This window comes from Streptomyces sp. NPDC053431 (assembly GCF_044544925.1).
Lineage (GTDB): Bacteria > Actinomycetota > Actinomycetes > Streptomycetales > Streptomycetaceae > Streptomyces.
Map to the genome: position 1 here is coordinate 835,151 of NZ_JBITXX010000001.1, position 24,084 is coordinate 859,234.

The window sequence follows — 24,084 nt, forward strand, 5'->3', positions numbered from 1 at the left end:
TGCCGCCGTGCGTGCCTACCAGGCGACGGGGAGCCGCTCGGGCAGCCGCTTCATGAAGTTGGTGCGCCAGACCAGCTGTTCGACCGGCACCGCCAGCCGCAGTTCGGGCAGCCGGTCGAGGACCGTCTCCAGGGCGATCTCGGCGTGCCGCTTGCCGAGTGCCGTCGCCGGGCAGTAGTGCCGGCCGCCGCCGAAGGACAGGTGCTCCGAGGCGTTCTCCCGGTCCGGCCGGAAGTCCAGCGGCTCGGGGAACTGCTCGGGGTCGTGGTTGGCCGCCTCGACGAGCACGAGCACCAGTTCGCCCGCCCGCACCAGCGTGTCACCGAGCCGGACGTCCTCCAGGGCGAGCCGGGGCAGGCCGTCGCCGATCGACAGATTGACCCGCAGCAGCTCGTCCATCGCCCCGACGACCCCGCCGCCGGCCAGCGCCTCCCGCACGTCCTGCCGGGTCAGCACCGACACGAGTGCCATCGTCAGGAAGCCCGCCGTGGAGATCACGCCGGCCCCGAAGAGCGTCACCCCGACCGTCGCCAGCATCTCGTCCGGCACGTGCGCGTACTCGGGATCGGCGCGCAGCGCCGCGAGCTCCGCCATCAGCCCGCCGGTCGTCGGGTCGTCGAGCCGCTCGGTCATGTACGCGATGTCCCGGTCCCAGTTGAGCCGGGCGGCCTCGATCTCGCGCGGCGCGTTCATGAACGCCACGTCGAGGCTGCGCAGCAGCCGCGGCGCGTCCTCCTCCGGGATCCCCAGGAGCCGGCAGTGCAGCCCGGCCGAGTACGGATCGGCGAAGCCGCTCCGCAGCTCCGCGGGCGCTCCCTCGGCGAGCATGGCGTCCACGAGGGACCCGGCCTTGGCGCGCAGCCACTCCTCCAGGCCGGGCGCCTTCGGGTTGATCGCCTTCATCACGGCCTTGCGGAGTCCCGCGCCGGTGATGTTGCCCATGTTGTTCACCACGTGCGGCGGGATCGTCAGCGCGTACTGGCGCGGCGCGCCCGGCGCCGAGGTGTCCTTCAGGCTGAACCGCGGGTCCTCCAGGACCTGCTTGCACAGCGCGTACGAGGAGACCAGCCAGGCCTCGGCGCCGGCGATGGTCCGCACCTTCCGCACCGGCTCGGCGCGCAGCGCGTCGACCTCGGCGGGCAGCCGGGTGCCGTTCCAGTCGAAGGGGAAGTCGGGCAGGGTCTCGACGGCGAGGGTCATCGCGCATCTCCTTCGGCGGACTCGGCGGACTCGGCGGGGGTGAGAATGCCGTGCCCCTGGTTGCGCGACGCGCGCAGCCCGGACCCCCGGGCGTAGAGCAGATCGGCGAGCGGCAGGGCCTGGTGGTAGACGTTCAGCGAGGACGGCACCCCGAGGATCGCCGGGGTGTCGAGGAACAGCGGCACCTCGGCGCAGATGTACTCCCGGCAGACCTCCTTCTGCCGCTCGGTGATCTCCTGTCCGGGCGTCAGCTTCCCGGCCAGGAAGATCCCGGCCAGCGCGTCGCAGGTCGCCCGCACCACCGGGTCCCCGGCGACGGCGTCCACGACCTCGCGGTGCAGGGCGTCGTACGCCGGCACGCCGCGGAACTCGGACATCCCGCGGCCCCGGAGCCGCCCGCCGGCCTCCGCCTCAGCGACGGCACCCTGGACCTTCGCCCGGACCCCCCGCAGGTTCTTGACGGCCTTCCGCCGCGCCTCGTCGGGCCCGTAGCCGAGCGCCTCGTACATGTCGGCCACGTGCAGATCGGTGTAGACGAAGTCGACCCGTTCGTAGTGGTCGAGTCCCCAGCGCGCGAGTTCGCGCATGCGCTGAGCGGTGAAATAGCTGTTCCCCGGTGAGACGCCGATGACCACGTGTGCGCCTTCGTCGGCGATGACGCGGCAGTGGTCGGTGTACGGCTGGAGTCGGAGCGTCTCGGCAGGGGCGAAAGCCGCCTGAGTCACGTTTGGGTAATCCTCATCGCGCCAGCTAGTCCCAGCGGAGCCCTGTGCTCCGGGTGTGGCGGCAGCGACGACCACACGCTATCGATCAGTCGCGGAGAGTGAACCCCTTACTCATAGGTATGTACGAAAGTTTGTCAGCTGTTCGCATTTCTGTAAGAAACGCGGCGAGGGCCGTCACCCCGCCGGAACGGGATGACGGCCCTCGCGGGACAGCCTGCGGCTTAGAGGTCGAAGTAGAGCTCGAACTCGTGCGGGTGCGGGCGCAGCTGGATCGGGGCGATCTCGTGGGTGCGCTTGTAGTCGATCCAGGTCTCGATCAGGTCGGGGGTGAAGACACCGCCGGCCTGCAGGTACTCGTTGTCCTCCTCCAGGGCCGTGAGGACGGCCTCGAGGTTGGTCGGCACCTGGGCGACGCCCGCGTGCTCCTCGGGGGCGAGCTCGTAGAGGTCCTTGTCGATCGGCTCGGCCGGCTCGATCTTGTTCTTGACGCCGTCGAGGCCCGCGAGGAGGAGGGCGGAGAAGGCGAGGTACGGGTTCGAGGACGGGTCCGGCGCGCGGAACTCGACGCGCTTGGCCTTCGGGTTCGAGCCCGTGATCGGGATGCGCATGGCGGCGGAGCGGTTGCGCTGCGAGTAGACCAGGTTGATCGGGGCCTCGAAGCCCGGCACCAGGCGGTGGTAGGAGTTCACCGTCGGGTTGGTGAAGGCGAGCAGCGACGGGGCGTGCTTCAGGATGCCGCCGATGTAGTAGCGGGCGGTGTCCGACAGGCCCGCGTAGCCGGCCTCGTCGTAGAACAGCGGGTCGCCGTTCGACCACAGCGACTGGTGGACGTGCATGCCCGAGCCGTTGTCACCGAAGATCGGCTTCGGCATGAAGGTCGCGGTCTTGCCGTTGCGCCAGGCGACGTTCTTGATGATGTACTTGAACAGCATCAGGTCGTCGGCCGCGGCGAGCAGCGTGTTGAACTTGTAGTTGATCTCGGCCTGGCCGGCGGTGCCGACCTCGTGGTGCTGGCGCTCGACCTGCAGGCCGACCTTCTCCAGCTCCAGGGACATCTCCGCGCGCAGGTCGGCGAAGTGGTCGACCGGCGGGGCCGGGAAGTAGCCGCCCTTGTAGCGGACCTTGTAGCCCCGGTTGTCCTCCTCCTTGCCGGTGTTCCAGGCGCCGGCCTCGGAGTCGATGTGGTAGAAGCCCTGGTTCGCCGAGGTCTCGAAGCGGACCGAGTCGAACACGTAGAACTCGGCCTCGGGGCCGAAGTACGCGGTGTCGGCGATGCCGGTGGAGGCCAGGTAGGCCTCCGCCTTCTTCGCGATGTTGCGCGGGTCACGGCTGTACTGCTCGCCCGTGATCGGGTCGTGGATGAAGAAGTTGATGTTCAGCGTCTTGTCGCGGCGGAAGGGGTCCAGGCGGGCCGTCGACAGGTCGGCGCGCAGGGCCATGTCCGACTCGTGGATGGCCTGGAAGCCACGGATCGACGAACCGTCGAAGGCCAGCTCGTCGGACGGGTCGAACGCCGTCGCCGGGATCGTGAAGTGCTGCATCACGCCAGGAAGGTCGCAGAACCGGACGTCGACCATCTTGACGTCATTGTCCTGAATGAACTTCTTGGCCTCGTCGGCGTTCTGGAACATCCAACTCCTCCTACTCCCGGCCCGGGGAGGGGCGGGGTTGCAGCTCGGTCGTGCGGCCAGTGCGGTGGCTCACGCTGGACCCGACCATAGGCAGACGGGATTTCTCAAGCATGACCCATTTGTTTCGTCGAAGTTAACCGGGGCGGGTGCGTTCTCCGGACCGGTGACAGGCCGCCGGGATCTCGGCCACCCAGGCCGAAGTGATCGAAAACGGGCCCAGTACCGTGGTCGGGTGGACAACAGGCAAGCACTCGGATCATGGCTCTCCGGCCCGCGCGCCGCGGCCGAAGAAGCAGGCGTGGACTTCGGTTACCGGGGGCAGCAGCTCGGTCTGCCGGAGGAGGGGCCGGGTTCGATCGCCCGCCCCGGCCGCCGCCTCGGCGCCCTCGCCGTCGACTGGGCCCTCTGCATGCTGATCGCATACGGCCTCCTCACGCACGGCTACAACCAGGCCACCGGCAACTGGGCCCTGCTCATCCTGCTGGTCATGAGCGTGCTCACGGTGGGCACCGTCGGCTCCACCCCCGGCAAGCGCCTCTTCGGGCTCCGGGTCGTTTCCGTGAACGGCGGCCGCCTCGGGCTCCTCCGGGTCGTCCTGCGCAGCCTCCTGGTCTGCCTCGCCATCCCGGCCCTCATCTGGGACCGTGACGGCCGCGGCCTGCACGACCGGTTCTCCGGCGCCGTCCAGGTCCGGATCTGACACCGGGCGTACGCCGCGGCCGGAGCTGACACCAGGCGCACGGCGCGGCGGGAGCCGGGGCGACGTACCCGGCGGCGGTAGCCGGGACGACGTACGCCGCGACGGGAGCCGAGAAGACGAGAAGGGGCGCTCCGGACCGACCAGGTCCGGGGCGCCCCTCTTGTCACTCGTCCGCGGGTCTCCGCGCTCAGCGCGTCTTCCCGCCGCGCGGCATCCGCATGCCCTTCGGCATCGGACCCTTGGGCAGCGGCATGTTGCTCATCAGGTCGCCCATCGCCCGCAGCCGGTCGTTGGCGGCCGTCACCTGCGGGCCGGACAGCAGCCGGGGCAGCTTCAGCATCTTGGTGCGGACCTTCTTCAGCGGCACCTGGCCGGCGTCCTCGTCGTTGCCGACGACGATGTCGGTCACCGGCACGTCCACCGCGATGCGGGCCATCTTCTTCTTCTCGGCCGCGAGCAGCGTCTTCAGCCGGTTCGGGTTGCCCTCGCCGACCAGCACGATGCCCTGGCGGCCGACCGCCCGGTGCACGACGTCCTGGTTGCGGTTCATCGCCACCGCGGGGGTCACGGTCCAGCCGCGCCCGATGTTCTGCAGCACCGCCGCCGCGGCACCCGGCTGGCCCTCCATCTGCCCGAAGGCGGCCTTCTCCGCGCGCCGTCCGAAGACGATCGCCATCGCCAGGAAGGCGAGGACGAAGCCGAGAATGCCCAGGTAGACCGGGTGACCGATCAGGAAGCCGATCGCGAGGAGGACACCGAGTACGACGATGCCCACGCCCGCGACGACGAGACCGACCTTCGGGTCGGCCTTCCGGGTCATCTTGTACGTGAGGGCGATCTGCTTCAGTCGCCCGGGGTTCGCGGCGTCAGCGCCGCCCGTGTTTGCCTTCCTCGCCATGTCCTGAAGTTTACGTGGCCCGGGAGGCCCGACCGGCCACGGCCTCCATCACGTTTTGGGCTTCCACGCGGTCCTTCGCGCGGCGGCGGTCCTCCAGGACGGACGTCCAGGCGTTACGCCGGGCGGTGCGCTGCCCGCGGGCGAGCAGCAGGGTCTCCACCGCCCGCAGGGCGTCGGTGACGGACGGGAACGCGGTGGCTCGGATGTGCGCGGCCTGCATGGGCGAGGGCCTCCGTGAACGTTCGGTGGCGGTGAGTGAGAACAGGCTCACAGATTGGTGTTACCAGGGCGTGACCCGTCGGTCAAACACTGATGAAAGCCTGATGCGGCCCTCCGTACCCACGGAAGGCCGCATCAGGTCATGCCTGGAACGGCGGCTCAGACGGCCTGGGTGGCGTTGTCGACCGCGCCGCGCCGCTCGATCGCCTGCTGGTAGAGGCGACCCGCCCGGTACGACGAACGGACCAGCGGGCCGGACATCACACCGGAGAAGCCGATCTCGTCGGCCTCCTCCTTCAGCTCCACGAACTCCTGCGGCTTCACCCAGCGCTCCACGGGGTGGTGCCGCACGGAGGGGCGCAGGTACTGGGTGATGGTGATCAGCTCGCAGCCCGCGTCGTGCAGGTGCCGGAGGGCCTCGCTGATCTCCTCGCGGGTCTCGCCCATGCCGAGGATCAGGTTCGACTTCGTGACCAGACCGTAGTCCCGGGCCTTGGTGATGACCTCGAGCGAGCGCTCGTAGCGGAAGCCGGGGCGGATCCGCTTGAAGATCCGCGGCACGGTCTCGACGTTGTGCGCGAAGACCTCGGGGCGGGAGGCGAAGACCTCGTCGAGGAGCTCCGGCACCGCGTTGAAGTCGGGGGCGAGCAGCTCGACCTTGGTGCGGCCGGCGGCCCGCTCGGCGGTCTGCTGGTGGATCTGGCGCACGGTCTCGGCGTACAGCCAGGCGCCGCCGTCCTCCAGGTCGTCGCGGGCGACGCCGGTGATGGTGGCGTAGTTCAGGTCCATCGTGACGACCGACTCGCCCACGCGGCGGGGCTCGTCACGGTCGAGGGCCTGCGGCTTGCCGGTGTCGATCTGGCAGAAGTCGCAGCGCCGGGTGCACTGGTCGCCACCGATGAGGAAGGTCGCCTCGCGGTCCTCCCAGCATTCGAAGATGTTGGGACAGCCCGCCTCCTGGCAGACCGTGTGCAGGCCCTCGCTCTTCACCAGGCCCTGCAGCTTGTTGTACTCGGGCCCCATCTTCGCCCGGGTCTTGATCCACTCGGGCTTGCGCTCGATGGGGGTCTGGCTGTTCCGGACCTCCAGGCGCAGCATCTTGCGTCCGTCGGGTGCGACTGCGGACACATCGGCTCCTGTAGCTTCGATTCTTCGGCGCACACCAGGGTACGCCCGTTGCTTCCCATGCCCTTCACCGATGGCCAACCCGTGGCCATGGGTGGGCATTCCTCAGGCCGAGGCCCGCTCCGTCTCCCGCTCGCCCTGGACCGCGCTCTCGCGCTCGACGGGGCGCGGCTTCAGGTCCGCGTTCTCCAGCACGTCCTTCAGGTGCTTCTCCACGACCGGGAGCACCTCCTCGATCGTGACGTCCCGGCCGAGCTCGGTGGCGAGCGAGGCCACGCCCGCGTCACGGATGCCGCACGGGATGATCCGGTCGAACCAGGTGTTGTCCGGGTTCACGTTCAGGGCGAAGCCGTGCATGGTGACGCCCTTGGCGACCCGGATGCCGATGGCCGCCAGCTTGCGGTCCTCGCGGCGCTGGCCGGCGTTGGACGGGGCGTACTCCGGGCCGTTGAGCCGCGGGTCGAACTCCTCGTCGGTCAGCCGCGGGTCGAAGTCCAGGGAGAGTCCGCCCAGCGCCGGACGCCGCTCGACCGGGTCGCCCAGCACCCACACGCCGCTGCGGCCCTCGACCCGGCTGGTCTCCACGCCGAACTCGGCGGCGGTGCGGATGAGCGCCTCCTCCAGGCGGCGGACGTGGGCGACCACGTCGACCGGGCGGGGCAGCTTCATGATCGGGTAGCCCACCAGCTGACCGGGCCCGTGCCAGGTGATCTTGCCGCCGCGGTCCACGTCCACGACCGGCGTCCCGTCCAGCGGGCGCTCGCTGTCCAGGGTGCGGCGGCCCGCGGTGTACACCGGCGGGTGCTCCAGCAGCAGACAGGTGTCCTCGACCTCGTCGGCGAACCGGGCGGCGTGCACCTCGCGCTGCTTGTCCCAGGCCACCTGGTAGTCGACGGCGTCCGCGCCGAAGCCCATCCGGACGAATCGCAGCTCACTCACGGCCTTGCCTCCTCCTGGGTGCCGCGAGCCGGGTTCCGGGGATCGTCCCGGGGCGGGAGCCGGCACGGCACCATGCGTCATTCGCGCCCATGCCACTGTACGGCGACGAACCGAACGGGCCTTCGGCAGGTGCGCCGGCGGACGGGACACCGCCGCTGGTCATCGGGCTGCGGCAACCCCCACTCCGGTTCCTCACACGATCGGATGAATGTGGGGCGAAGGTGGCGGTCAGGGCGGTAGGTGCCGCTAAATTCACGCCGTTCCATGAGGGCCATGAGCGTCCATACGGGCTGTCATCCGGCCCGGAAGGCAGGAGACCGCACAGCTGATGACGGAACGACCCCCGCAGCGCATCCCGAACCGCCAGCTCGCCGCGCTCATCGCCGAAGCAGGTTTCTCCAACGCGGGTCTCGCCAGACGGGTGGACCAGCTCGGCCTGGAGCACGGCCTCGACCTGCGCTACGACAAGACCTCGGTGACCCGCTGGCTGCGCGGACAGCAGCCGCGCGGTACCACCCCGGCCCTGATCGCCGAGGTCTTCACCCGGCGGCTCGGCCGCCGGCTCTCGGCGCAGGACCTCGGGCTCGACGCCTGCGCGCCGGTCTACGCGGGGCTGGAGTTCGCGGCGACCCCGGAGGAGGCCGTCGACATCGTCAGCGGGCTGTGGCGCAAGGACTCCGGCAGCCACGCGGAGCTGCGGAAGATCGCCTTCACCCCGGCCGGGCTGGTCGTGCCCAGCCGCGACTGGCTGATCGGCCGGGCCGACGAGCGGGTGGCGCGCGGGGAACCCTCCGGCGGCGTGCCCATGGGACCCGGCCCCAAGGCCCCCGCCCTCGACCCGCGGGTCCCGCTCCAGGGCCGGTTCTCGGTGCCCCGTCAGCGCGGCACCGACCGGGGGCCGGGGCAGCGGGTCTCCAGCGGCGACATCGCCGCGCTGCGCTCCGTCGGCGAGCTGTTCCGCACCCTCGACCACGCCTACGGCGGCGGCCACGCCCGCCAGGCCCTGGTGCGCTACCTGGAGCACGAGGCGGAGCCGATGCTGCGCGGCACGTACGGGGAGAGCGTCGGGCGGCGGCTCTTCGCCGCGGCCGCCGACCTCACCCGGCTCGCCGGCTGGACCTCGTACGACATCGCCGCGCACGGCCTCGCCCAGCGCTACTTCGTCCAGGCGCTGCGACTCGCCCAGGCGGCCGGGGACCGGGCCTACGGCTCCTACGTCCTCGTCACCATGAGCCACCAGGCCGTCTACCTGGGCCACGGCCGTGAGGCCGTGCAGCTCGCCCGGGTCGCCCAGCAGGGGGTCGGCTCCGCCGCCCCGCCCGTCGTCCAGGCCCTGCTGCACTCCGTCGAGGCGCGCGGGCACGGCGTGCTCGGCGAGTCCCGGGCCTGCGGCGCCTCGCTGGCCCGGGCCGAACGCGCCCTGGAGGCGGCCCGGCCCGGCGACGAGGTGCCGTACTGGGCCCGGTCCTTCGACGAGGCCCAGCTCGCCGACGAGTTCGGGCACTGCCACCGCGACCTCCAGCAGTACCGGGCCGCCGCCCAGCACGCCGAGCGCGCCCTCCAGCTCCGTGCCCCCGGCTACGCCCGCAGCCGGCTCTTCTGCCGGGTCGTCCTCGCCTCCGCCCGGCTCGCGCTGGGCGAGCTCGACCAGGCCTGCGCGCTCGGCGCCGAGGCCGCCCAGCAGGCCTCCGAGATGCGCTCGGCCCGCGCGGTCGAGTACGTCCGCGACTTCGAGCGCCGCCTGGAGCCCTACCGCGACGCCCCCGCCGTCCGCAGCTACCGCGACCGCGTGGCCGCCCTCGGCTAGGGCCCGTGCGGGGAGGACCGGCCGCCGGGCCTGGCGTCGGACTCCCGCCTGCCCCGCGACGCCCGCCCGGGGTGCCGGGCGCGATGCCTGGTACTGGGCGTACGGGAGCTTGTGCCCGGTGCGGCGAGAGCGCGTGTGTACGCACCTGACGCCGCCGGTCCGCCCTCCGGCGACGACGGGAGCCGACGACAGCACACCTAGGCCGCCTTCGCGGACCCCGGCGCCGTCCTGGGCAGCGGCAGGCCCAGGTCGGTCAGCAGGGCGGTGGTGACGCGGCGGGCCGAGGACAGGGCGCCGACGGGGGTGCCGGTGGCGCGGTGGTCGCCGCAGACGTAGAGGCCCGCCAGGACGCGCACCGGGCGCTCCGGGTCGAACGGCGGCCGCATCGACGGGAAGGCGTGCGGGGTGTGGTGCAGGCCCAGCAGCTCCCACTCGTCCGTCGACACCCCGTACAGCGTCGCCAGGTGCTTGCGGACCCGGCGTTCGGTGTCGTCGGGCGGTGTGCCGAGGACCGTCGAGGTGATCAGGGTCCGGCCGGCCGGTGCCCGGGTCGGGTCCACCGTGCTCATCACCGCCGTGTGGGCCACCGGGCCGCCCGGATCGGACTCCAGGAGCAGCACCGGGTCGGTCCCGGGGGCGGCCGGCGCCGTGTGGTGGAGCACCGTCGCCGCCTGGTACTCCGGCACGCGCAGCCCCGGCAGCAGCTCGGCCGCGGACCGCCCGCCCGTGGCCACGACCACCGAGCGGCAGTGCAGCACCCCGTGCTCGGCCGTCGTCACCCGCGAGATCGACGCCTCCGTGACCCGTACGCCGGTGTGGACCGTCCCCGGCGGCAGCGCCGCCACGAGCCGCTCCGCGAGCGTGCCCGAGCCGCCCTCCGGCACCCCGAGCCGCCCCCGCGCGAAGGACCGCAGCGCGAGGTCGGCCCGCCGGCTGGAGGTCGCCAGGTCCGGGTCCCCGAGCAGCGCGGCGAGCAGCGGGCGCAGCACCCCCTGCACCGTCCGCCCCGGCAGCCGGGCCGACAGCGCCTCGCGGGCGGTCCGCTCCGTGCGGGTGAGCAGCCGCTGCGGCGGCGTCGTGGCCAGCCGCACCAGGGAGGCGCCGAGCCGCGCCTGGTCGAGCGAGGCGGCCGGACTGCGCGGCGCGCCCGCGAGGGCCCGCGCCACTCCCCGGGCCCCCGCGACGCCCCGCGAGCCCCCTGCGCCCCGTGTGCTCCACGGGGTGTGCGGCGCGCCCCACCGCCCGTACCGTCCGTCGCTGTGCACGAGCACGCCCGGGGCGAACGGGCGCAGCGGGACGCCCTCGACCTCCGGGACGGTGAACAGCGGTCCGACGCGGTCGAGCCGGAAGCCGTCGACGGTGTCGGTCGCCATCCGGCCGCCCACCCGCGGCGCGGCCTCCAGGAGCGTGACCGACAGCCCCGCTCCGGTCAGCTGATGAGCCGTCGCGAGTCCCGCGAGACCGGCTCCCACGACGACGACGTCCGATTCCTTGCGCACGTGCCCCTCCCCAGGTCGGCGCGGCTGGTTTGAGGCCTATGCCCCCGACGCGCCCCCGGAATGCCCGAGTTCGCAAGAGAGTAGGCAGCGCGCCCCGTGCCGGGCGCCGCGCGTAAGGGGGGTGCACGCAGCACGGGGAGCGCACGCGCCCGGGACGGGAGGTGGCGGGCCGTCAGCGGGCGGCGGACCGCACCGAGTCGTCGATGGTGGGGAAGGCGAAGTCGAAACCGGTCTCCAACAGGCGCCCGGGAAGCACCCGTTGGCTGCCCAGCACGTCCTGCGCGAACTCGCCCAGCACGACCCGCAGGGCGGGCGCCGGGACGTGGAGGACGGCCGGCCGGCGCAGCACGCGCCCCATCGCCGCCGTCACCTCCCGGTTGGTGACCGGTTCGGGCGCGGTGAGGTTGACCGGGCCCGCCAGTCCCGGAGTGTCCATCAGGTGCCGCAGCGCGGCGACCTCGTCGTGCAGCGAGATGAAGCTCCAGTACTGGCCGCCGTCGCCCATCCGCCCGCCGAGCCCGGCCCGGAACAGCGGGAAGAGCCGCCCCCAGGCACCGCCCTCGCGGGCCACCACCAGGCCGGTACGGGCGTACGCCACGCGGATGCCGGCCGCCTCGGCGGGCGCCGCCGCGGCCTCCCACTCCACGCACACCGACGGCAGGAACCCCTCGCCCGCGGGCGCGCTCTCGTCCACGGCGCGGCTGCCCGTGTCGCCGTAGTAGCCCAGGGCCGTCCCGCACACCAGCACCTCGGGCGGGGTGGCCAGCGAGGCCAGCGCCTCGGCGATCGCCCGCGTGCCGAGCACCCGGCTGTCGCGGATCTCCTTCTTGAAGTCCTCGCTCCAGCGCCGCTCGCCGACGCCGGCGCCCGCCAGGTGCACGACCGCGTCGACCCCGACGAGCCCGGCGGCGTCCACGTACAGCCGGGCCGGGTCCCACTCCACCTCGTCGGCCGCTGCGGCCGGCCGCCGGACCAGCCGCAGCACGTCGTGGCCGTCGGCGCGCAGGGAGCGCACGAGGGCGGAGCCGATGAGTCCGGACGCGCCGGTGACGGCCACGCGCCTGCGGGACGGCCGGGCCGGGTGCGACGAGTGCTGCGAGGAGGGCTGCATGCCGCCATCCTGCCCCTTCCGGGGCCCGCCATGGCACAGTGACCGGCATGACCGTGCCGGAGATACGGATCCGCGGGGCCGTGCGCGACGACGAGCGCGCCCTCGCCGCGCTCGACCTGGCCACCTGGTCGCGCCTCCACGCCGTGCTGCCCGCCCCCGAGCCGGGGCGGCCCTTCTACGACGAGCGGCATCTGCCCGAGCAGTACCTGGTCGCGGAGACGGGGGCCGGGGAGCTCGTCGGCTACCTCCGGCTCGTCCCGCCCACCCCGCTGGCCTGCCACGCCCACGTGCGGCAGATCCAGGGCCTCGCCGTCGCCGAGGCCGCCCGGGGCCGGGGCGTGGCCCGCGCGCTGCTGCGCGCCGCGATGGACCGCGCCCGCGGCGAGGGCGCCACCCGGATCACCCTCCGGGTCCTCGGCCGCAACGCACCGGCCCGCGCCCTCTACGCCGCCGAGGGCTTCGCGGTCGAGGGCGTGCTGCCGGGCGAGCTCCTGCTCGACGGGGAGTACGTGGACGACGTCCTGATGGGCCGGTCACTGCTCGACTGACGCCACCTCGGAAGCGACCGGGGGCCGCTTCCGAAGCGCTCAGCCTCCGGCGCCGTCGGTCCGGCTTCCGGGGCCGCCGGTTCGGTCAGGGTCCCGACGGCTCGACTCCGGGCGCCCGCGGCCCGGCTTCGGCGCTGACGGCCCCGCCGGTCCGGCCTCCGGTGCCACCGGCCCGGCCTCCGACGTCGCCGTTCCGGCCTCCGGCCCCGCCGTTCCGGCCTCCGGCCCCGCCGTTCCGGCCTCCGGCCCCGCCGGTCCGGCCTCCGACGTCGCCGGCTCCGTCGCCGTGGGCGAGAGGAGTCGCATGCCGCCCATGAGTTCGCGCAGGCAGCGCACCGCGAGCTCGGCCGGCGCGCCCTCGCCCCGTACCGGCGCGTCCGTCTCCGCCCAGGTCTCCAGGGCGAGCCGGATCGCGTCGGTGGCCGCCGCGGCGGCGAGCCGGATCTCCAGGGGGTCGGCGCCGGGGCCCGCGAGGCCGGCGAGGACCTCGCGCAGGCGGTCCTCCGACTCCTGGTTGACCCGGTACCAGACGGCCCGCAGCGCCGGGTCCCGCTCCGCCGCGCGCAGCAGCCCGCGGGTCCGGCGCAGGCCCTCCGCCGCCTCCTCGCCGTCCGCCGCCAGGGAGCCGGCGATCGACCGCTCCAGGGCCGCCGGCAGCGCCGTGCCCGGCTCGGTGGCGGCGAGCTCGGCGCGCCAGCGGTCGGCGCCGCCCGCGAGGAGCGGGGCGACGGCGTCCTGCTTGGAGCGGAAGTAGCGGTAGAACGTGCGCAGCGCGACGCCGGCCGCCTGGGCGATGTCCTCGGCGGTGGTGTCGTCGGGGCCGCGTTCGGTGAACAGCTCCGCGGCCGCGCGGGCGATGTCGAGCTGGGTGGCGGCCTTGCGGCGCTCGGTCAGCGTCAGGGGCCGGGGCGGTCGGGGCGATCGAGGCGGCGTGCTCACCCACCCAGCGTACGCGCTCGCCTGCCATGCATGCATGTCATGCAGCTATGGCAAAACGTGCCACTAAGGCGTACGGTGGCATCGCCCCGGAAAACTCGACATCGAGAGGTTGTCGTCATGAACCAGCTGACCCGCTACGCAGGACGCCGCGCACTCGTCACCGGCGGCGGCTCCGGCATCGGCCAGGCCACCGTGCTGCGCTTGCTGGCGGAGGGCGGCACCGTGGTCGCCGCCGACATCAGCGAGGACGGCCTCAAGGACACCGTCGCGAAGGCCGGCGACGCCGCCGACCGGCTGAGCACCGTCGTGGTGGACATCGCCGACGAGGCCTCCGTGCGCGAGGGCGTCGCCGCCGCCGTGTCCGCCCTCGGCGGCCTGGACGTGCTGGTCAACGCGGCCGGCATCCTGCGCTCCTCGCACACCCACGAGACCAGCCTCGACGCCTTCGAGCAGGTCGTCCGGGTCAACCTCACCGGCACCTTCCTGATGATCCGCGAGGCCATACCGGCGCTCCTGGAGGGCAACGGCTCCGCCGTCGTGAACTTCTCCTCCACGTCCGCGATGTTCGCCCACCCGTACATGGCGGCCTACGCGGCCAGCAAGGGCGGCATCCAGTCCATGACCCACGCGCTCGCCGCCGAGTACGCCAAGCAGGGCATCCGCTTCACCGCCGTGCAGCCCGGGTCCATCTCCTCCGGCATGACCGACGGCTCCGGCGCCAGCAGGCAGTCCGTCGGCCCCGGCCTGCCCGAGGACACCGACTGGTCCCTCTTCACCAAGCTCGCCCCCGCCCTCGGCCAGGGCTTCGCCGGCCCCGAGACCGTGGCCGGCGTCGTCGCGATGCTCGCCTCCGAGGACGGCGCGTTCATCACCGGCACCGAGGTCCGCATCGACGGCGGCACCCACTTCTGACCGGCGCCCCGGACACCCCGGGCGCCGACAGACCCCGGTTCGGTCCCGGGGCCCGAACCCCCGTTATCCGGGACCGAACCGGGCCCACAGCCGCGGGAAGCGGGCCGCGAGCACCCCGTCGTCGTCGAGGTCGAACGGGGTGCCCTCCGGCTCCGCGCCCGGCGGCGGGATCCCCAGGTCCGGCGTCTCGGCGCCGGTCAGGCGCTCGTACGCCTCGTCCGCGGCGAAGCCCAGCTCCTCGCCGTCCCCGTCGATCTCCTCGTCGAAGTCGACGAGCAGCTCCGCCAGCGCGTCCGGATCGTGCACCGCGCCCTCGAAGACCTCCCGGCCCTGGGCGATGAGCCAGCAGCGGAAGTAGTCGAAGGCCTCGACCGCCGCCCCGTCCAGCAGCACCGCAGCCGCGCCCCACACGTCCCACGTGTACGCGCGGTTGTAGCGGGCCTCGAAATGGCGGGCGAAGTCCACGACGGAATCCGGGTCGAGCAGCGTCAGCCGCTCCACGAGCAGATCGGCGTGCTCGTCCGGATCGCCCTCCGCCCGCTCCCGGGTGGAGTCGATGATCTCCCAGAACTCCGTCTCGTCCATCACGGGACAAGCATCGTGGCTCGCGGGGGGCGACGCACCCGGAAACGGCCGAAAACAATCCGGACAGAAGATGTCGGATTTCCCTGTCAGGCTGCCCGCATGACCAAGGAAGCCAAGCCCCTCGCGGGCCGTGTCACCCTCGTCGCCGGCGCCACCCGCGGAGCCGGCCGCGCCATCGCCGTCCAGCTCGGCGCCGCCGGAGCCGCCGTCTACGTCACCGGACGCACCACCCGCGACAAGCTCAGCGAGGTCGGCCGCGCCGACGAGACCATCGAGGAGACCGCCGAGCTCGTCACCGCCGCGGGCGGCGAGGGCGTCGCCGTCCCCACCGACCACCTGGAGGCCGACCAGGTCCGTGCCCTGGCCGAGCGGATCGACCGCGACCACGGCCGGCTCGACGTCCTCGTCAACGACGTCTGGGGCGGCGAGCACCTCATCGGCTCGTCCTTCGGCAGGAAGACCTGGGAGATCGACCTGGACCGCGGCCTCAGGATGCTCGAACTCGGCGTGAAGACGCACGCCGTCACCTCCCACACCCTGCTGCCGCTGCTGATCCGCCGGCCGGGCGGACTCGTCGTCGAGGTCACCGACGGCACCGCCGCGTACAACGGCACCCGGTACCGCGAGAACCTCTTCTACGACCTCGCCAAGAACGCACCCATCCGGATGGCCTTCGGCCTCGCGAAGGAACTGGAGGAGTACGGCGGCACCGCCGTCTCCGTCACCCCCGGCTGGCTCCGGTCCGAGCAGATGCTCGCCGGGTTCGGCGTCACCGAGGAGAACTGGCGCGACGCCACCGAGGACGTCCCCGACTTCGCCGTCGCCGAGTCGCCCGTGTACGTGGGCCGGGCCGTCGCCGCGCTCGCCGCCGACCCCGACCGGGCCCGCTGGACCGGGCAGTCCCTGTCCAGCGGACAGCTGGCGAGGGAGTACGGCTTCACCGACGCGGACGGCTCGCGGCCGGACGCGTGGGGCTTCCTGGTCGCCCGGGAGACGGACCCGGACGTCTCCGTCGACGCCTACCGGTAGAGCGCGGCCAGGCCGAGGGCGGCCTCCGCGAACCGCTCGCGGAGCGCCGCCGGGGCCAGCACCTCGGCCTCCGGGCCCAGCCCGAGCAGCTGGCCGAACGCCACGTCCTCGCTCTCCACCCGCAGCACCACCCGGACCCGGCCGTCCGCCCCGGCGGTCCCCGAGGCCAGCGCCTCCTCGGCCGCCGCACGGTCCGTCACGTAAGGCAGCCGCCGCGCGCCGGCCGCCGTGAGCCGCAGCACCACCTCGGACCGCAGCAGCGACCGCGCGAACGCGGCCGAGCGCTCGGTCCAGAACGCCGCCAGATCGAAGTCGGGATCCCGCTCGAAACGCCCCTCGCCGAGCGTCACCTCGGCGAACCGGTCCACCCGGTAGGTGCGGTACGAGGAGCCGGCCCGCGCGCACACGTACCAGACCCCCGCCTTCAGGACGAGCCCGTACGGCTGCAGCTCCCGTGCCACCTCGCCGTCGCCCCGCCGGTAGCGGGCCCGCACCGGCCGGTCGTCCCAGACCGCCTCCGCGAGCGGCGCGAGCGCCTCGGGCGTCTCCGGCTCCTGGTACCAGGCCGGGGCGTCCAGATGGAAGCGCCGCCCCGCCGCCTCCGGCGCGTCCCGCAGCGAGGGCAGCAGCGCCGCCGAGACCTTCAGCCGCGCCGCCGAGGCCGCGTCGGCGAGCCCCATGTCCCGCAGCGCCCCCGGCAGCCCGGACAGGAACAGCGCCTCCGCCTCCCCGCGCGCGAGCCCCGTCAGCCGCGTCCGGTACCCGCCGATCAGCCGGTACCCGCCCGCCCGCCCCCGGTCCGCGTACACCGGCACGCCGGCCTCGGAGAGGGCGAGCGCGTCCCGGGTGATGGTGCGTTCCGACACCTCCAGCTCGGCGGCGAGCTCGGCGGCGGTCATCGAGGGCCGGGACTGGAGCAGGAGCACCAACTTGATGAGGCGGGCGGCACGCATGAACCCATCATCATGCGTGCCGCCCGCCTCGGGGAACGAGGGGCCTCTTACAGGCCGTAGCGCTCCCGCGCCTCCTTCACGGCCGTCGCCTGGACCTCGCCGCGGCGGGCGAGCTGGGCGAGGGCGGCCACGACGATCGACTGGGCGTCGACGCCGAAGTGGCGGCGGGCGGCCTCACGGGTGTCCGACAGACCGAAGCCGTCGGCGCCCAGCGAGGTGTAGTCCTGCTCGACCCACTGCGCGATCTGGTCCGGGACCTGGCGCATGTAGTCCGAGACGGCGAGGACCGGGGAGTCCACGCCCTCCAGGGCCTGGCGGATGTACGGGACGCGCTCCTCGCCGCGCAGGAGGGCCGCGTCGGCCTCCAGCGCGTCACGGCGCAGCTCGGTCCAGGAGGTCGCGGACCACACGTCGGCGGCCACGCCCCACTCGGCGGCGAGCAGCTTCTGCGCCTCCAGGGCCCAGTGGATGGCCGTGCCGGAGGAGAGCAGCTGGATGCGGGGGGCGTTCGCCGGGAGCTCCAGGCCGGCCGACTCGGCCGTGTTGAAGCGGTAGAGGCCCTTGACGATGCCCTCGTCGACCCCGGCCGGCTTGGCCGGCTGCGGCATGGGCTCGTTGTAGACGGTGAGGTAGTAGAAGACGTTCTGGTCCTCGCCCTCGGCCACCTCGCCGTACATGCGGCGCAGGCCCTCCTTGACGATGGCCGCGACCTCGTAGGCGAAGGCCGGGTCGTAGGTCAGCGCCGCCGGGTTGGTGGCCGCGATGACGGGGGAGTGGCCGTCGGCGTGCTGCAGGCCCTCACCGGTCAGGGTGGTGCGGCCGGCGGTGGCGCCGACGAGGAAGCCGCGGCCGAGCTGGTCGCCGAGCTGCCACATCTGGTCGGCGGTCCGCTGCCAGCCGAACATCGAGTAGAAGATGTAGAACGGGATCATCGCCTCGCCGTGCGTCGCGTACGCGGTGGACGCGGCGATGAAGTCGGCCATCGAGCCGGCCTCGGTGATGCCCTCGTTCAGGATCTGGCCGTTGACGGCCTCCTTGTAGTACATCAGCTGGTCGCGGTCGACCGGCTCGTACGTCTGCCCCTTCGGCGAGTAGATGCCGAGCGAGGGGAAGAGGGACTCCATGCCGAAGGTGCGGGCCTCGTCGGGGACGATCGGGACCCAGCGCTTGCCGGTCTCCTTGTCGCGGACCAGGTCCTTCACCAGACGCACGAAGGCCATCGTGGTGGCGACGGACTGCGAGCCGGAGCCCTTGTCGAAGGCGGCGAAGGCCTTCTCGGCCGGGGCCGGCAGCGGCGCGAGCGCGTGCGTGCGGCGGGCCGGGGCCGGGCCGCCGAGGGCGGCGCGGCGCTCCTGGAGGTAGCGCACCTCGGGGGAGTCGGCGCCCGGGTGGCCGTAGGGGACCACGCCGTCGACGAACTGGGAGTCCGAGATCGGCAGGTCCAGCAGGTCCCGCATGGTCTTGAACTCGTCCGTCGTCAGCTTCTTCATCTGGTGGTTCGCGTTCTTCGACGCGAAGCCCTCGCCCAGGGTGAAGCCCTTGACGGTCTGCGCCAGGATCACCGTCGGCGCGCCCTTGAACTCCAGGGCGGCCTTGTACGCGGCGTACACCTTGCGCGGCTCGTGGCCACCACGGGAGAGGTGGAAGCACTCGAGGATCTTGTCGTCGGACAGCAGCTTCGCCATCTCGACGAGCGCCGGGTCCTTGCCGAAGAAGTCCTCGCGGATGTAGGCGGCGTCGCGGGTCTGGTACGTCTGGACCTGCGCGTCCGGCACCTCGCGGAGGCGGCGGACCAGGGCGCCGGTGGTGTCGAGCGCGAACAGCTCGTCCCAGGCGTTGCCCCACAGGGACTTGACCACGTTCCAGCCGGCGCCGCGGAACTGGGCCTCCAGCTCCTGCACGATCTTGAAGTTGGCGCGGACCGGGCCGTCGAGGCGCTGCAGGTTGCAGTTGATGACGAAGGTCAGGTTGTCCAGACCCTCGCGGGCGGCCAGCGCGAGGGCCGCCGTCGACTCGGGCTCGTCCATCTCGCCGTCGCCCAGGAAGGCCCAGACGTGCGAGGCGGAGACGTCCTTGATGCCGCGGTTCGTCAGGTAGCGGTTGAAGCGCGCCTGGTAGATCGCGGAGAGCGGGCCGAGACCCATGGAGACGGTGGGGAACTCCCACAGCCAGGGGAGGCGCCGCGGGTGCGGGTAGGAGGGCAGGCCGTTGCCGCCCGACTCCTGCCGGAAGTTGTCGAGGTGCGTCTCGTCGAGGCGGCCGTCGAGGAAGGCACGGGCGTAGATGCCGGGGGAGGCGTGGCCCTGGATGTAGAGCTGGTCGCCGGAGCCGTCCCCCTCCTTGCCCTTGAAGAAGTGGTTGAAGCCGGTCTCGTAGAGCCAGGCGGCGGAGGCGAAGGTGGCGATGTGGCCGCCGACGCCGTGCTTGGCACCGCGGGTGACCATCGCGGCCGCGTTCCAGCGGTTCCACGCGGTGATCTTCCGCTCCATCTCCTCGTCGCCGTCGATGACCGGCTCGGCGGAGGTGGGGATGGAGTTGACGTAGTCCGTCTCCAGCAGCTTGGGCAGGGCCAGGCCCGCGCCCTCGGCGTGCTGGAGCGTGCGGCGCATCAGGTAGGCGGCCCGGTGCGGGCCGGCGGCCTTGGTGACGGCGTCGAGGGAGGCCGCCCACTCGGCGGTCTCCTCGGTGTCACGGTCCGGGAGCTGGTCGAGCTCGCTCGGAATCTTGCCTACGGGATCGGTCATGATCGCCGCCTTCCGGACAGGTGGGGGTGGAGATAAAGGGGCCTTGTCTGGCAGGACAGGGCGAAGGGCCGGGGTGCGGCCCGCCGAAGACTGTAAGCCGCCGATCGATGATCGATCAAAGCGTTGAAGCGAAAAACTTCCCCGGAACGAGAAAGTCGGCACAGGGTGCCGCGAAACTGGGCACCCGGTGCCTTGTTTTCGAAGGATCGGCGCAGGTCGGAGAGCGGTTGAGAGCCCTGACGCACGAATGAGCGGGCCTGTTCGACACAGACCCGCTCAGGACTCCGGTGGCCGGAATCAGGCCCTCGGCGCGCACCCCAGCACATGCGCCTTCACCAGCGCGCCGATGTTCGGGTCGCCCCGGCGGAAGGCCTCCACCAGCTCCTCGTGCTCCTCCGCGTACGACTTCTGCACCGTGCCCAGCCAGCGGATCGACAGCGCCGTGAAGACCTCGATGCCCAGGCCCTCCCAGGTGTGCAGGAGCACGCTGTTCCCGGCCGCCTTCACCAGCTCCCGGTGGAAGGCCACCGTGTGCCGCACCTGCGCCGTGCCGTCCGAGGCCGCGTCCGCCTCGTACAGGGCGGCCACGTGCGGCTCCAGCGCCGAGCAGTCCGCCGCGAGCCGGCCCGCCGCCAGCTCCGCCGCGATCTGCTCCAGACCCGCCCGGACGGGATAGCTCTCCTCCAGGTCCGCGGCCGTCAGATTGCGCACCCGGACACCCTTGTTGGGCGCCGACTCGATCAGCCGCAGCGACTCCAGCTCGCGCAGCGCCTCCCGGACCGGGGTCTGCGAGACCTCCAGCTCCGTCGCGATCCGTCGCTCCACGATGCGCTCGCCCGGCTTCCAGCGGCCGCTGACGATGCCCTCCACGATGTGCTCGCGGATCTGCTCGCGCAGCGAATGGACGACGGGCATGGTCATGGGGGCCGCTCCTTAGGAGTCACTGGACACTTAGACAATACGGCGGCGCCCCCACCCGGAAACACATCCGGGCGGGGGCGCCGCAGGTGAGGCTTGTTACGTTGCCTTTCGGCCGCGTGCCTTACAGACCCAGGTCGACCTCGAACTCGCCGGCCTCCAGGATCGCCTTGACGGCGGTCAGGTAGCGGGCAGCGTCGGCGCCGTCCACGAGACGGTGGTCGTACGACAGCGTCAGGTAGGTCATGTCGCGGACGCCGATGACGGTGCCCTCGGCGGTCTCGATGACGGCCGGACGCTTGACCGTGGCACCGATGCCCAGGATGGCGACCTGGTTCGGGGGCACGATGATCGTGTCGAAGAGCGCACCGCGCGAGCCGGTGTTGCTGATGGTGAAGGTCGCACCGGACAGCTCGTCCGGCGTGATCTTGCTGGCGCGGACCTTGCCGGCCAGCTCGGCCGTGGCCTTGGAGATGCCGGCGATGTTCAGGTCGCCCGCACCCTTGATGACCGGCGTCATCAGACCCTTCTCGGAGTCCACGGCGATGCCGATGTTCTCCGAGTCGAAGTACGTGATGGTGCCCTCGTCCTCGTTGATCCGGGCGTTGATGACCGGGTGGGCCTTCAGCGCCTGGGCCGCCGCCTTCACGAAGAACGGCATCGGGGAGAGCTTGACGCCCTCACGGGCGGCGAACGCGTCCTTGGCGCGGGCGCGCAGCTTCATCAGCTTGGTGATGTCGACCTCGACGACCGAGGACAGCTGGGCCTGGCCGTGCAGCGCCTTCATCATGTTGTCGCCGATGACCTTGCGCATGCGGGTCATCTTGACCGTCTGGCCACGCAGCGGGGAGACCTCCAGGGCGGGGGCCTTCGGAGCGGCGGCGGCCGGGGCGGCGGCGGGAGCGGCAGCGGCGGCCTTCTTGGCCTCGGCGGCCGCGAGGACGTCCTGCTTGCGGATGCGGCCGCCGACGCCGGAGCCCTTGACGGTCGCCAGGTCGACACCGTTCTCGGTGGCGAGCTTGCGGACCAGCGGGGTCACGTAGGCGCCGTCCTCCGCCGGCTGTGCGGCGGCGGGGGCGGCCGGAGCCGGGGTGACCGGGGCCGGAGCGGCGACCGGGGCGGCCGGGGCCGGGGCGGCCGGAGCCACCGGCGCGGGCGCCGGAGCCGGAGCCGGAGCGGCGGGGGCGGCCGGAGCCGGAGCGGCGGCGGGGGCCGGAGCCGGGGCCGGGGCCGGAGCGGCGGCGGGGGCCGGAGCGGCCGGGGCCGGGGCGGCGGCCGGAGCGGCACCCGCGGCACCGATGACGGCCAGCTTGGCGCCGACCTCGGCGGTCTCGTCCTCGCCGACGACGATCTCGAGCAGCACACCGGAGGCCGGGGCCGGGATCTCGGTGTCGACCTTGTCCGTGGAGACCTCGAGCAGCGGCTCGTCCGCCTCGACGGTCTCGCCGACCGACTTCAGCCAGCGGGTGACGGTGCCCTCGGTGACGGACTCGCCCAGCGCGGGCAGCACGACGTCCGTACCGGTGGCGCCACCGGCCGGGGCGGCGGCCGGAGCCTCGGCCGCGGGGGCCGGGGCGGCGGCGGGGGCCTCGGCGGCCGGAGCCGGGGCGGCGGCCGGAGCCGGAGCCGGAGCGGCGGCGGGCTCGGCGGCCGGGGCCGGAGCCGCGGCCGGGGCGCCGGTGCCGTCGTCGATGATGGCCAGCTCGGCGCCGACCTCGACCGTCTCGTCCTCGGCGACCTTGATGGAGGCCAGGATGCCCGAGGCGGGGGCGGGGATCTCGGTGTCGACCTTGTCGGTCGAGACCTCGAGCAGCGGCTCGTCGGCCTCGACACGCTCACCCTCGGCCTTGAGCCAGCGGGTGACGGTGCCCTCGGTGACGCTCTCGCCGAGCGCCGGCAGGGTTACGGAAACCGACATGGTTTCAGTTGCTCCTAACGAATTGCGGAAAGTGGTCGTCGCGCCCTATGACGTGAGCGTCAGTCGTGGGAGTGCAGAGGCTTGCCGGCCAGGGCCAGGTGGGCCTCGCCGAGCGCCTCGTTCTGCGTCGGGTGGGCGTGGATGAGCTGCGCGACCTCGGCCGGCAGCGCCTCCCAGTTGTAGATCAGCTGCGCCTCGCCGACCTGCTCGCCCATGCGGTCACCGACCATGTGGACGCCGACCACGGCACCGTCCTTCACCTGCACGAGCTTGATCTCGCCCGCGGTCTTCAGGATCTTGCTCTTGCCGTTGCCCGCGAGGTTGTACTTCAGGGCGACGACCTTGTCCGCGCCGTAGATCTCCTTGGCCTTGGCCTCGGTGATGCCGACGGAGGCGACCTCCGGGTGGCAGTACGTCACCCGCGGCACGCCGTCGTAGTCGATCGGCACCGGCTTCAGACCGGCCAGCCGCTCCGCCACCAGGATGCCCTCGGCGAAGCCGACGTGCGCGAGCTGGAGCGTCGGGACCAGGTCGCCGACCGCGGAGATCGTGGGCACGTTGGTGCGCATGTACTCGTCGACGAGGACGTAGCCGCGGTCCATCGCGACGCCCTGCTCCTCGTAGCCGAGACCGGCCGAGACCGGGCCACGGCCGATGGCGACGAGCAGCACCTCGGCCTCGAAGGTCTTGCCGTCGGCCAGGGTGACCTTGACTCCGTTGTCGGTGTACTCGGCCGACTGGAAGAAGGTGCCCAGGTTGAACTTGATGCCGCGCTTGCGGAAGGCGCGCTCCAGCAGCTTGGAGCTGTTCTCGTCCTCGACCGGCACGAGGTGCTTGAGGCCCTCGATGACGGTGACGTCGGTGCCGAAGGACTTCCACGCCGAGGCGAACTCGACGCCGATGACGCCGCCGCCGAGGATGATCGCGGACTCCGGGACCCGGTCCAGGGTGAGGGCGTGGTCCGAGGAGATGATCCGGTTGCCGTCGATCTCCAGGCCGGGCAGCGACTTCGGCACGGAACCGGTGGCGAGGAGGACGTGACGGCCCTCGACGCGGCGGCCGTCCACGTCGACGGTGGTGGGGGAGGACAGGTGGCCGGTGCCCTCGATGTACGTCACCTTGCGGGAGGCGACCAGACCCTGCAGACCCTTGTAGAGGCCCGAGATCACGTCGTCCTTGTACTTGTGCACGGCCTTGATGTCGATGCCCTCGAAGGAGGCCTTGACACCGAACTGCTCCGCCTCGCGCGCCTGGTCGGCGACCTCGCCGGCGTGGAGCAGGGCCTTCGTCGGGATGCAGCCGTTGTGCAGGCAGGTGCCGCCGAGCTTGTTCTTCTCGATCAGTGCGACGTCCAGGCCCAGCTGCGCTCCGCGCAGCGCCGCGGCGTAACCGCCGCTACCGCCGCCGAGGATCACTAGGTCGAAAACGGTGCTGGCGTCGTTCGCCACGTCACGTCCTCCATGCATGTGCGCTCGTCGCCCGTCTGCGGTGACGGGGCGGCGGCTGGTTCCGGCCGCATTTTCTTCGGCCCTGTGGTGGGGGCCCTGTCCTGCCGAGAACCCATCTTCGCACTTGTTGCCGGACGGCGGGACGCGGGGCCGGTGGATGAGACCGGCTGATCGTCCGTACGGACGGGTAACGCGGGCGTACGAAGCTACGGATTTCGTCGCGGGCGAACGGGCAA

The 24,084-nt window shown here is 72.6% G+C and carries 20 protein-coding genes and 1 pseudogene; 5 read left to right on the forward strand and 16 right to left on the reverse strand.

Features of this window, described 5'->3' with window-relative positions:
* Positions 1 to 15 precede the first annotated feature (15 nt).
* The 3 genes from ACIGXE_RS03685 to glnA form a co-directional block, all read right to left on the reverse strand.
* On the reverse strand, positions 16 to 1,200 hold the full coding sequence (locus ACIGXE_RS03685; RefSeq protein ID WP_399742441.1) for a cytochrome P450: 1,185 nt from the start codon (positions 1,198 to 1,200) through the stop codon (positions 16 to 18).
* The gene (locus ACIGXE_RS03690; protein WP_399742443.1) at positions 1,197 to 1,925 is read right to left on the reverse strand and encodes a tRNA-dependent cyclodipeptide synthase; all 729 of its coding nucleotides are present in this window, start codon (positions 1,923 to 1,925) and stop codon (positions 1,197 to 1,199) included. Before ACIGXE_RS03690 ends, ACIGXE_RS03685 begins: the two co-directional genes overlap by 4 nt.
* A gap of 221 nt (positions 1,926 to 2,146) precedes the next feature.
* Positions 2,147 to 3,556 (reverse strand): type I glutamate--ammonia ligase, encoded by a 1,410-nt coding sequence (gene glnA, locus ACIGXE_RS03695; RefSeq protein WP_399742446.1) that lies wholly within the window; start codon positions 3,554 to 3,556, stop codon positions 2,147 to 2,149.
* 232 nt (positions 3,557 to 3,788) lie between these two features.
* Between glnA and ACIGXE_RS03700 the strand changes: the two genes are divergently transcribed.
* Entirely contained in the window at positions 3,789 to 4,256 is a 468-nt protein-coding gene (locus ACIGXE_RS03700; protein ID WP_399742448.1) for an RDD family protein, read from the forward strand.
* Between the two features lie 187 nt (positions 4,257 to 4,443).
* On the opposite strand, the gene ACIGXE_RS03705 is transcribed toward ACIGXE_RS03700, so the two are convergent.
* The 4 genes from ACIGXE_RS03705 to lipB form a co-directional block, all read right to left on the reverse strand.
* A complete protein-coding gene (locus ACIGXE_RS03705) occupies positions 4,444 to 5,154 on the reverse strand; it encodes a DUF4191 domain-containing protein (RefSeq protein ID WP_399742451.1) in 711 nt (236 codons plus the stop codon).
* A gap of 10 nt (positions 5,155 to 5,164) precedes the next feature.
* On the reverse strand, positions 5,165 to 5,374 hold the full coding sequence (locus tag ACIGXE_RS03710) for a hypothetical protein (RefSeq protein ID WP_399742454.1): 210 nt from the start codon (positions 5,372 to 5,374) through the stop codon (positions 5,165 to 5,167).
* Positions 5,375 to 5,532: 158 nt separating this feature from the next.
* Positions 5,533 to 6,501, reverse strand: coding sequence for a lipoyl synthase (gene lipA / locus ACIGXE_RS03715; protein ID WP_399742457.1), 969 nt, complete (start codon positions 6,499 to 6,501; stop codon positions 5,533 to 5,535).
* 102 nt (positions 6,502 to 6,603) lie between these two features.
* Positions 6,604 to 7,437 carry a lipoyl(octanoyl) transferase LipB gene (lipB, locus tag ACIGXE_RS03720; RefSeq protein ID WP_399742460.1) on the reverse strand — a complete coding sequence of 278 codons (834 nt, stop codon included), beginning with the start codon at positions 7,435 to 7,437 and terminating at the stop codon, positions 6,604 to 6,606.
* 328 nt (positions 7,438 to 7,765) lie between these two features.
* On the opposite strand from lipB, the gene ACIGXE_RS03725 reads away from it, so the two are divergent.
* Entirely contained in the window at positions 7,766 to 9,244 is a 1,479-nt protein-coding gene (locus ACIGXE_RS03725; RefSeq protein WP_399742462.1) for a regulator, read from the forward strand.
* Positions 9,245 to 9,441: 197 nt separating this feature from the next.
* Here the strand turns inward: ACIGXE_RS03725 and ACIGXE_RS03730 are convergent, their stop codons facing one another.
* Together ACIGXE_RS03730 and ACIGXE_RS03735 are read right to left on the reverse strand one after the other, a co-directional pair.
* Entirely contained in the window at positions 9,442 to 10,743 is a 1,302-nt protein-coding gene (locus ACIGXE_RS03730; RefSeq protein ID WP_399742465.1) for an NAD(P)/FAD-dependent oxidoreductase, read from the reverse strand.
* A gap of 172 nt (positions 10,744 to 10,915) precedes the next feature.
* A complete protein-coding gene (locus tag ACIGXE_RS03735; RefSeq protein ID WP_399742468.1) occupies positions 10,916 to 11,854 on the reverse strand; it encodes a TIGR01777 family oxidoreductase in 939 nt (312 codons plus the stop codon).
* Positions 11,855 to 11,901: 47 nt separating this feature from the next.
* Between ACIGXE_RS03735 and ACIGXE_RS03740 the strand changes: the two genes are divergently transcribed.
* Positions 11,902 to 12,402 (forward strand): GNAT family N-acetyltransferase, encoded by a 501-nt coding sequence (locus tag ACIGXE_RS03740; protein WP_399742471.1) that lies wholly within the window; start codon positions 11,902 to 11,904, stop codon positions 12,400 to 12,402.
* Between the two features lie 288 nt (positions 12,403 to 12,690).
* On the opposite strand, the pseudogene ACIGXE_RS03745 reads toward ACIGXE_RS03740, so the two are convergent.
* Positions 12,691 to 13,373: pseudogene (locus tag ACIGXE_RS03745) on the reverse strand (TetR family transcriptional regulator); the annotation flags it as partial.
* A gap of 85 nt (positions 13,374 to 13,458) precedes the next feature.
* Between ACIGXE_RS03745 and ACIGXE_RS03750 the strand changes: the two are divergent.
* A complete protein-coding gene (locus ACIGXE_RS03750) occupies positions 13,459 to 14,253 on the forward strand; it encodes an SDR family NAD(P)-dependent oxidoreductase (protein WP_399742474.1) in 795 nt (264 codons plus the stop codon).
* Positions 14,254 to 14,316: 63 nt separating this feature from the next.
* Here ACIGXE_RS03750 and ACIGXE_RS03755 read toward each other — a convergent pair whose 3' ends face one another.
* Positions 14,317 to 14,838 (reverse strand): DUF4240 domain-containing protein, encoded by a 522-nt coding sequence (locus tag ACIGXE_RS03755; RefSeq protein WP_399743738.1) that lies wholly within the window; start codon positions 14,836 to 14,838, stop codon positions 14,317 to 14,319.
* 99 nt (positions 14,839 to 14,937) lie between these two features.
* Between ACIGXE_RS03755 and ACIGXE_RS03760 the strand changes: the two genes are divergently transcribed.
* The gene (locus ACIGXE_RS03760) at positions 14,938 to 15,867 is read left to right on the forward strand and encodes an SDR family oxidoreductase (RefSeq protein ID WP_399742477.1); all 930 of its coding nucleotides are present in this window, start codon (positions 14,938 to 14,940) and stop codon (positions 15,865 to 15,867) included.
* Here the strand turns inward: ACIGXE_RS03760 and ACIGXE_RS03765 are convergent.
* The 5 genes from ACIGXE_RS03765 to lpdA all read right to left on the reverse strand — a co-directional run bounded on the left by ACIGXE_RS03765 (position 15,858) and on the right by lpdA (position 23,848).
* A complete protein-coding gene (locus tag ACIGXE_RS03765; protein WP_399742480.1) occupies positions 15,858 to 16,820 on the reverse strand; it encodes a helix-turn-helix transcriptional regulator in 963 nt (320 codons plus the stop codon). The genes ACIGXE_RS03760 and ACIGXE_RS03765 overlap by 10 nt on opposite strands.
* A gap of 47 nt (positions 16,821 to 16,867) precedes the next feature.
* Positions 16,868 to 19,564 carry a pyruvate dehydrogenase (acetyl-transferring), homodimeric type gene (aceE, locus tag ACIGXE_RS03770; protein ID WP_399742483.1) on the reverse strand — a complete coding sequence of 899 codons (2,697 nt, stop codon included), beginning with the start codon at positions 19,562 to 19,564 and terminating at the stop codon, positions 16,868 to 16,870.
* Between the two features lie 297 nt (positions 19,565 to 19,861).
* On the reverse strand, positions 19,862 to 20,485 hold the full coding sequence (locus ACIGXE_RS03775; protein WP_365347387.1) for a GntR family transcriptional regulator: 624 nt from the start codon (positions 20,483 to 20,485) through the stop codon (positions 19,862 to 19,864).
* A gap of 121 nt (positions 20,486 to 20,606) precedes the next feature.
* A complete protein-coding gene (gene sucB, locus ACIGXE_RS03780; protein WP_399742488.1) occupies positions 20,607 to 22,400 on the reverse strand; it encodes a 2-oxoglutarate dehydrogenase, E2 component, dihydrolipoamide succinyltransferase in 1,794 nt (597 codons plus the stop codon).
* A 59-nt stretch (positions 22,401 to 22,459) separates the two neighbouring features.
* On the reverse strand, positions 22,460 to 23,848 hold the full coding sequence (gene lpdA, locus ACIGXE_RS03785; protein ID WP_399742491.1) for a dihydrolipoyl dehydrogenase: 1,389 nt from the start codon (positions 23,846 to 23,848) through the stop codon (positions 22,460 to 22,462).
* Positions 23,849 to 24,084: the final 236 nt, after the last annotated feature.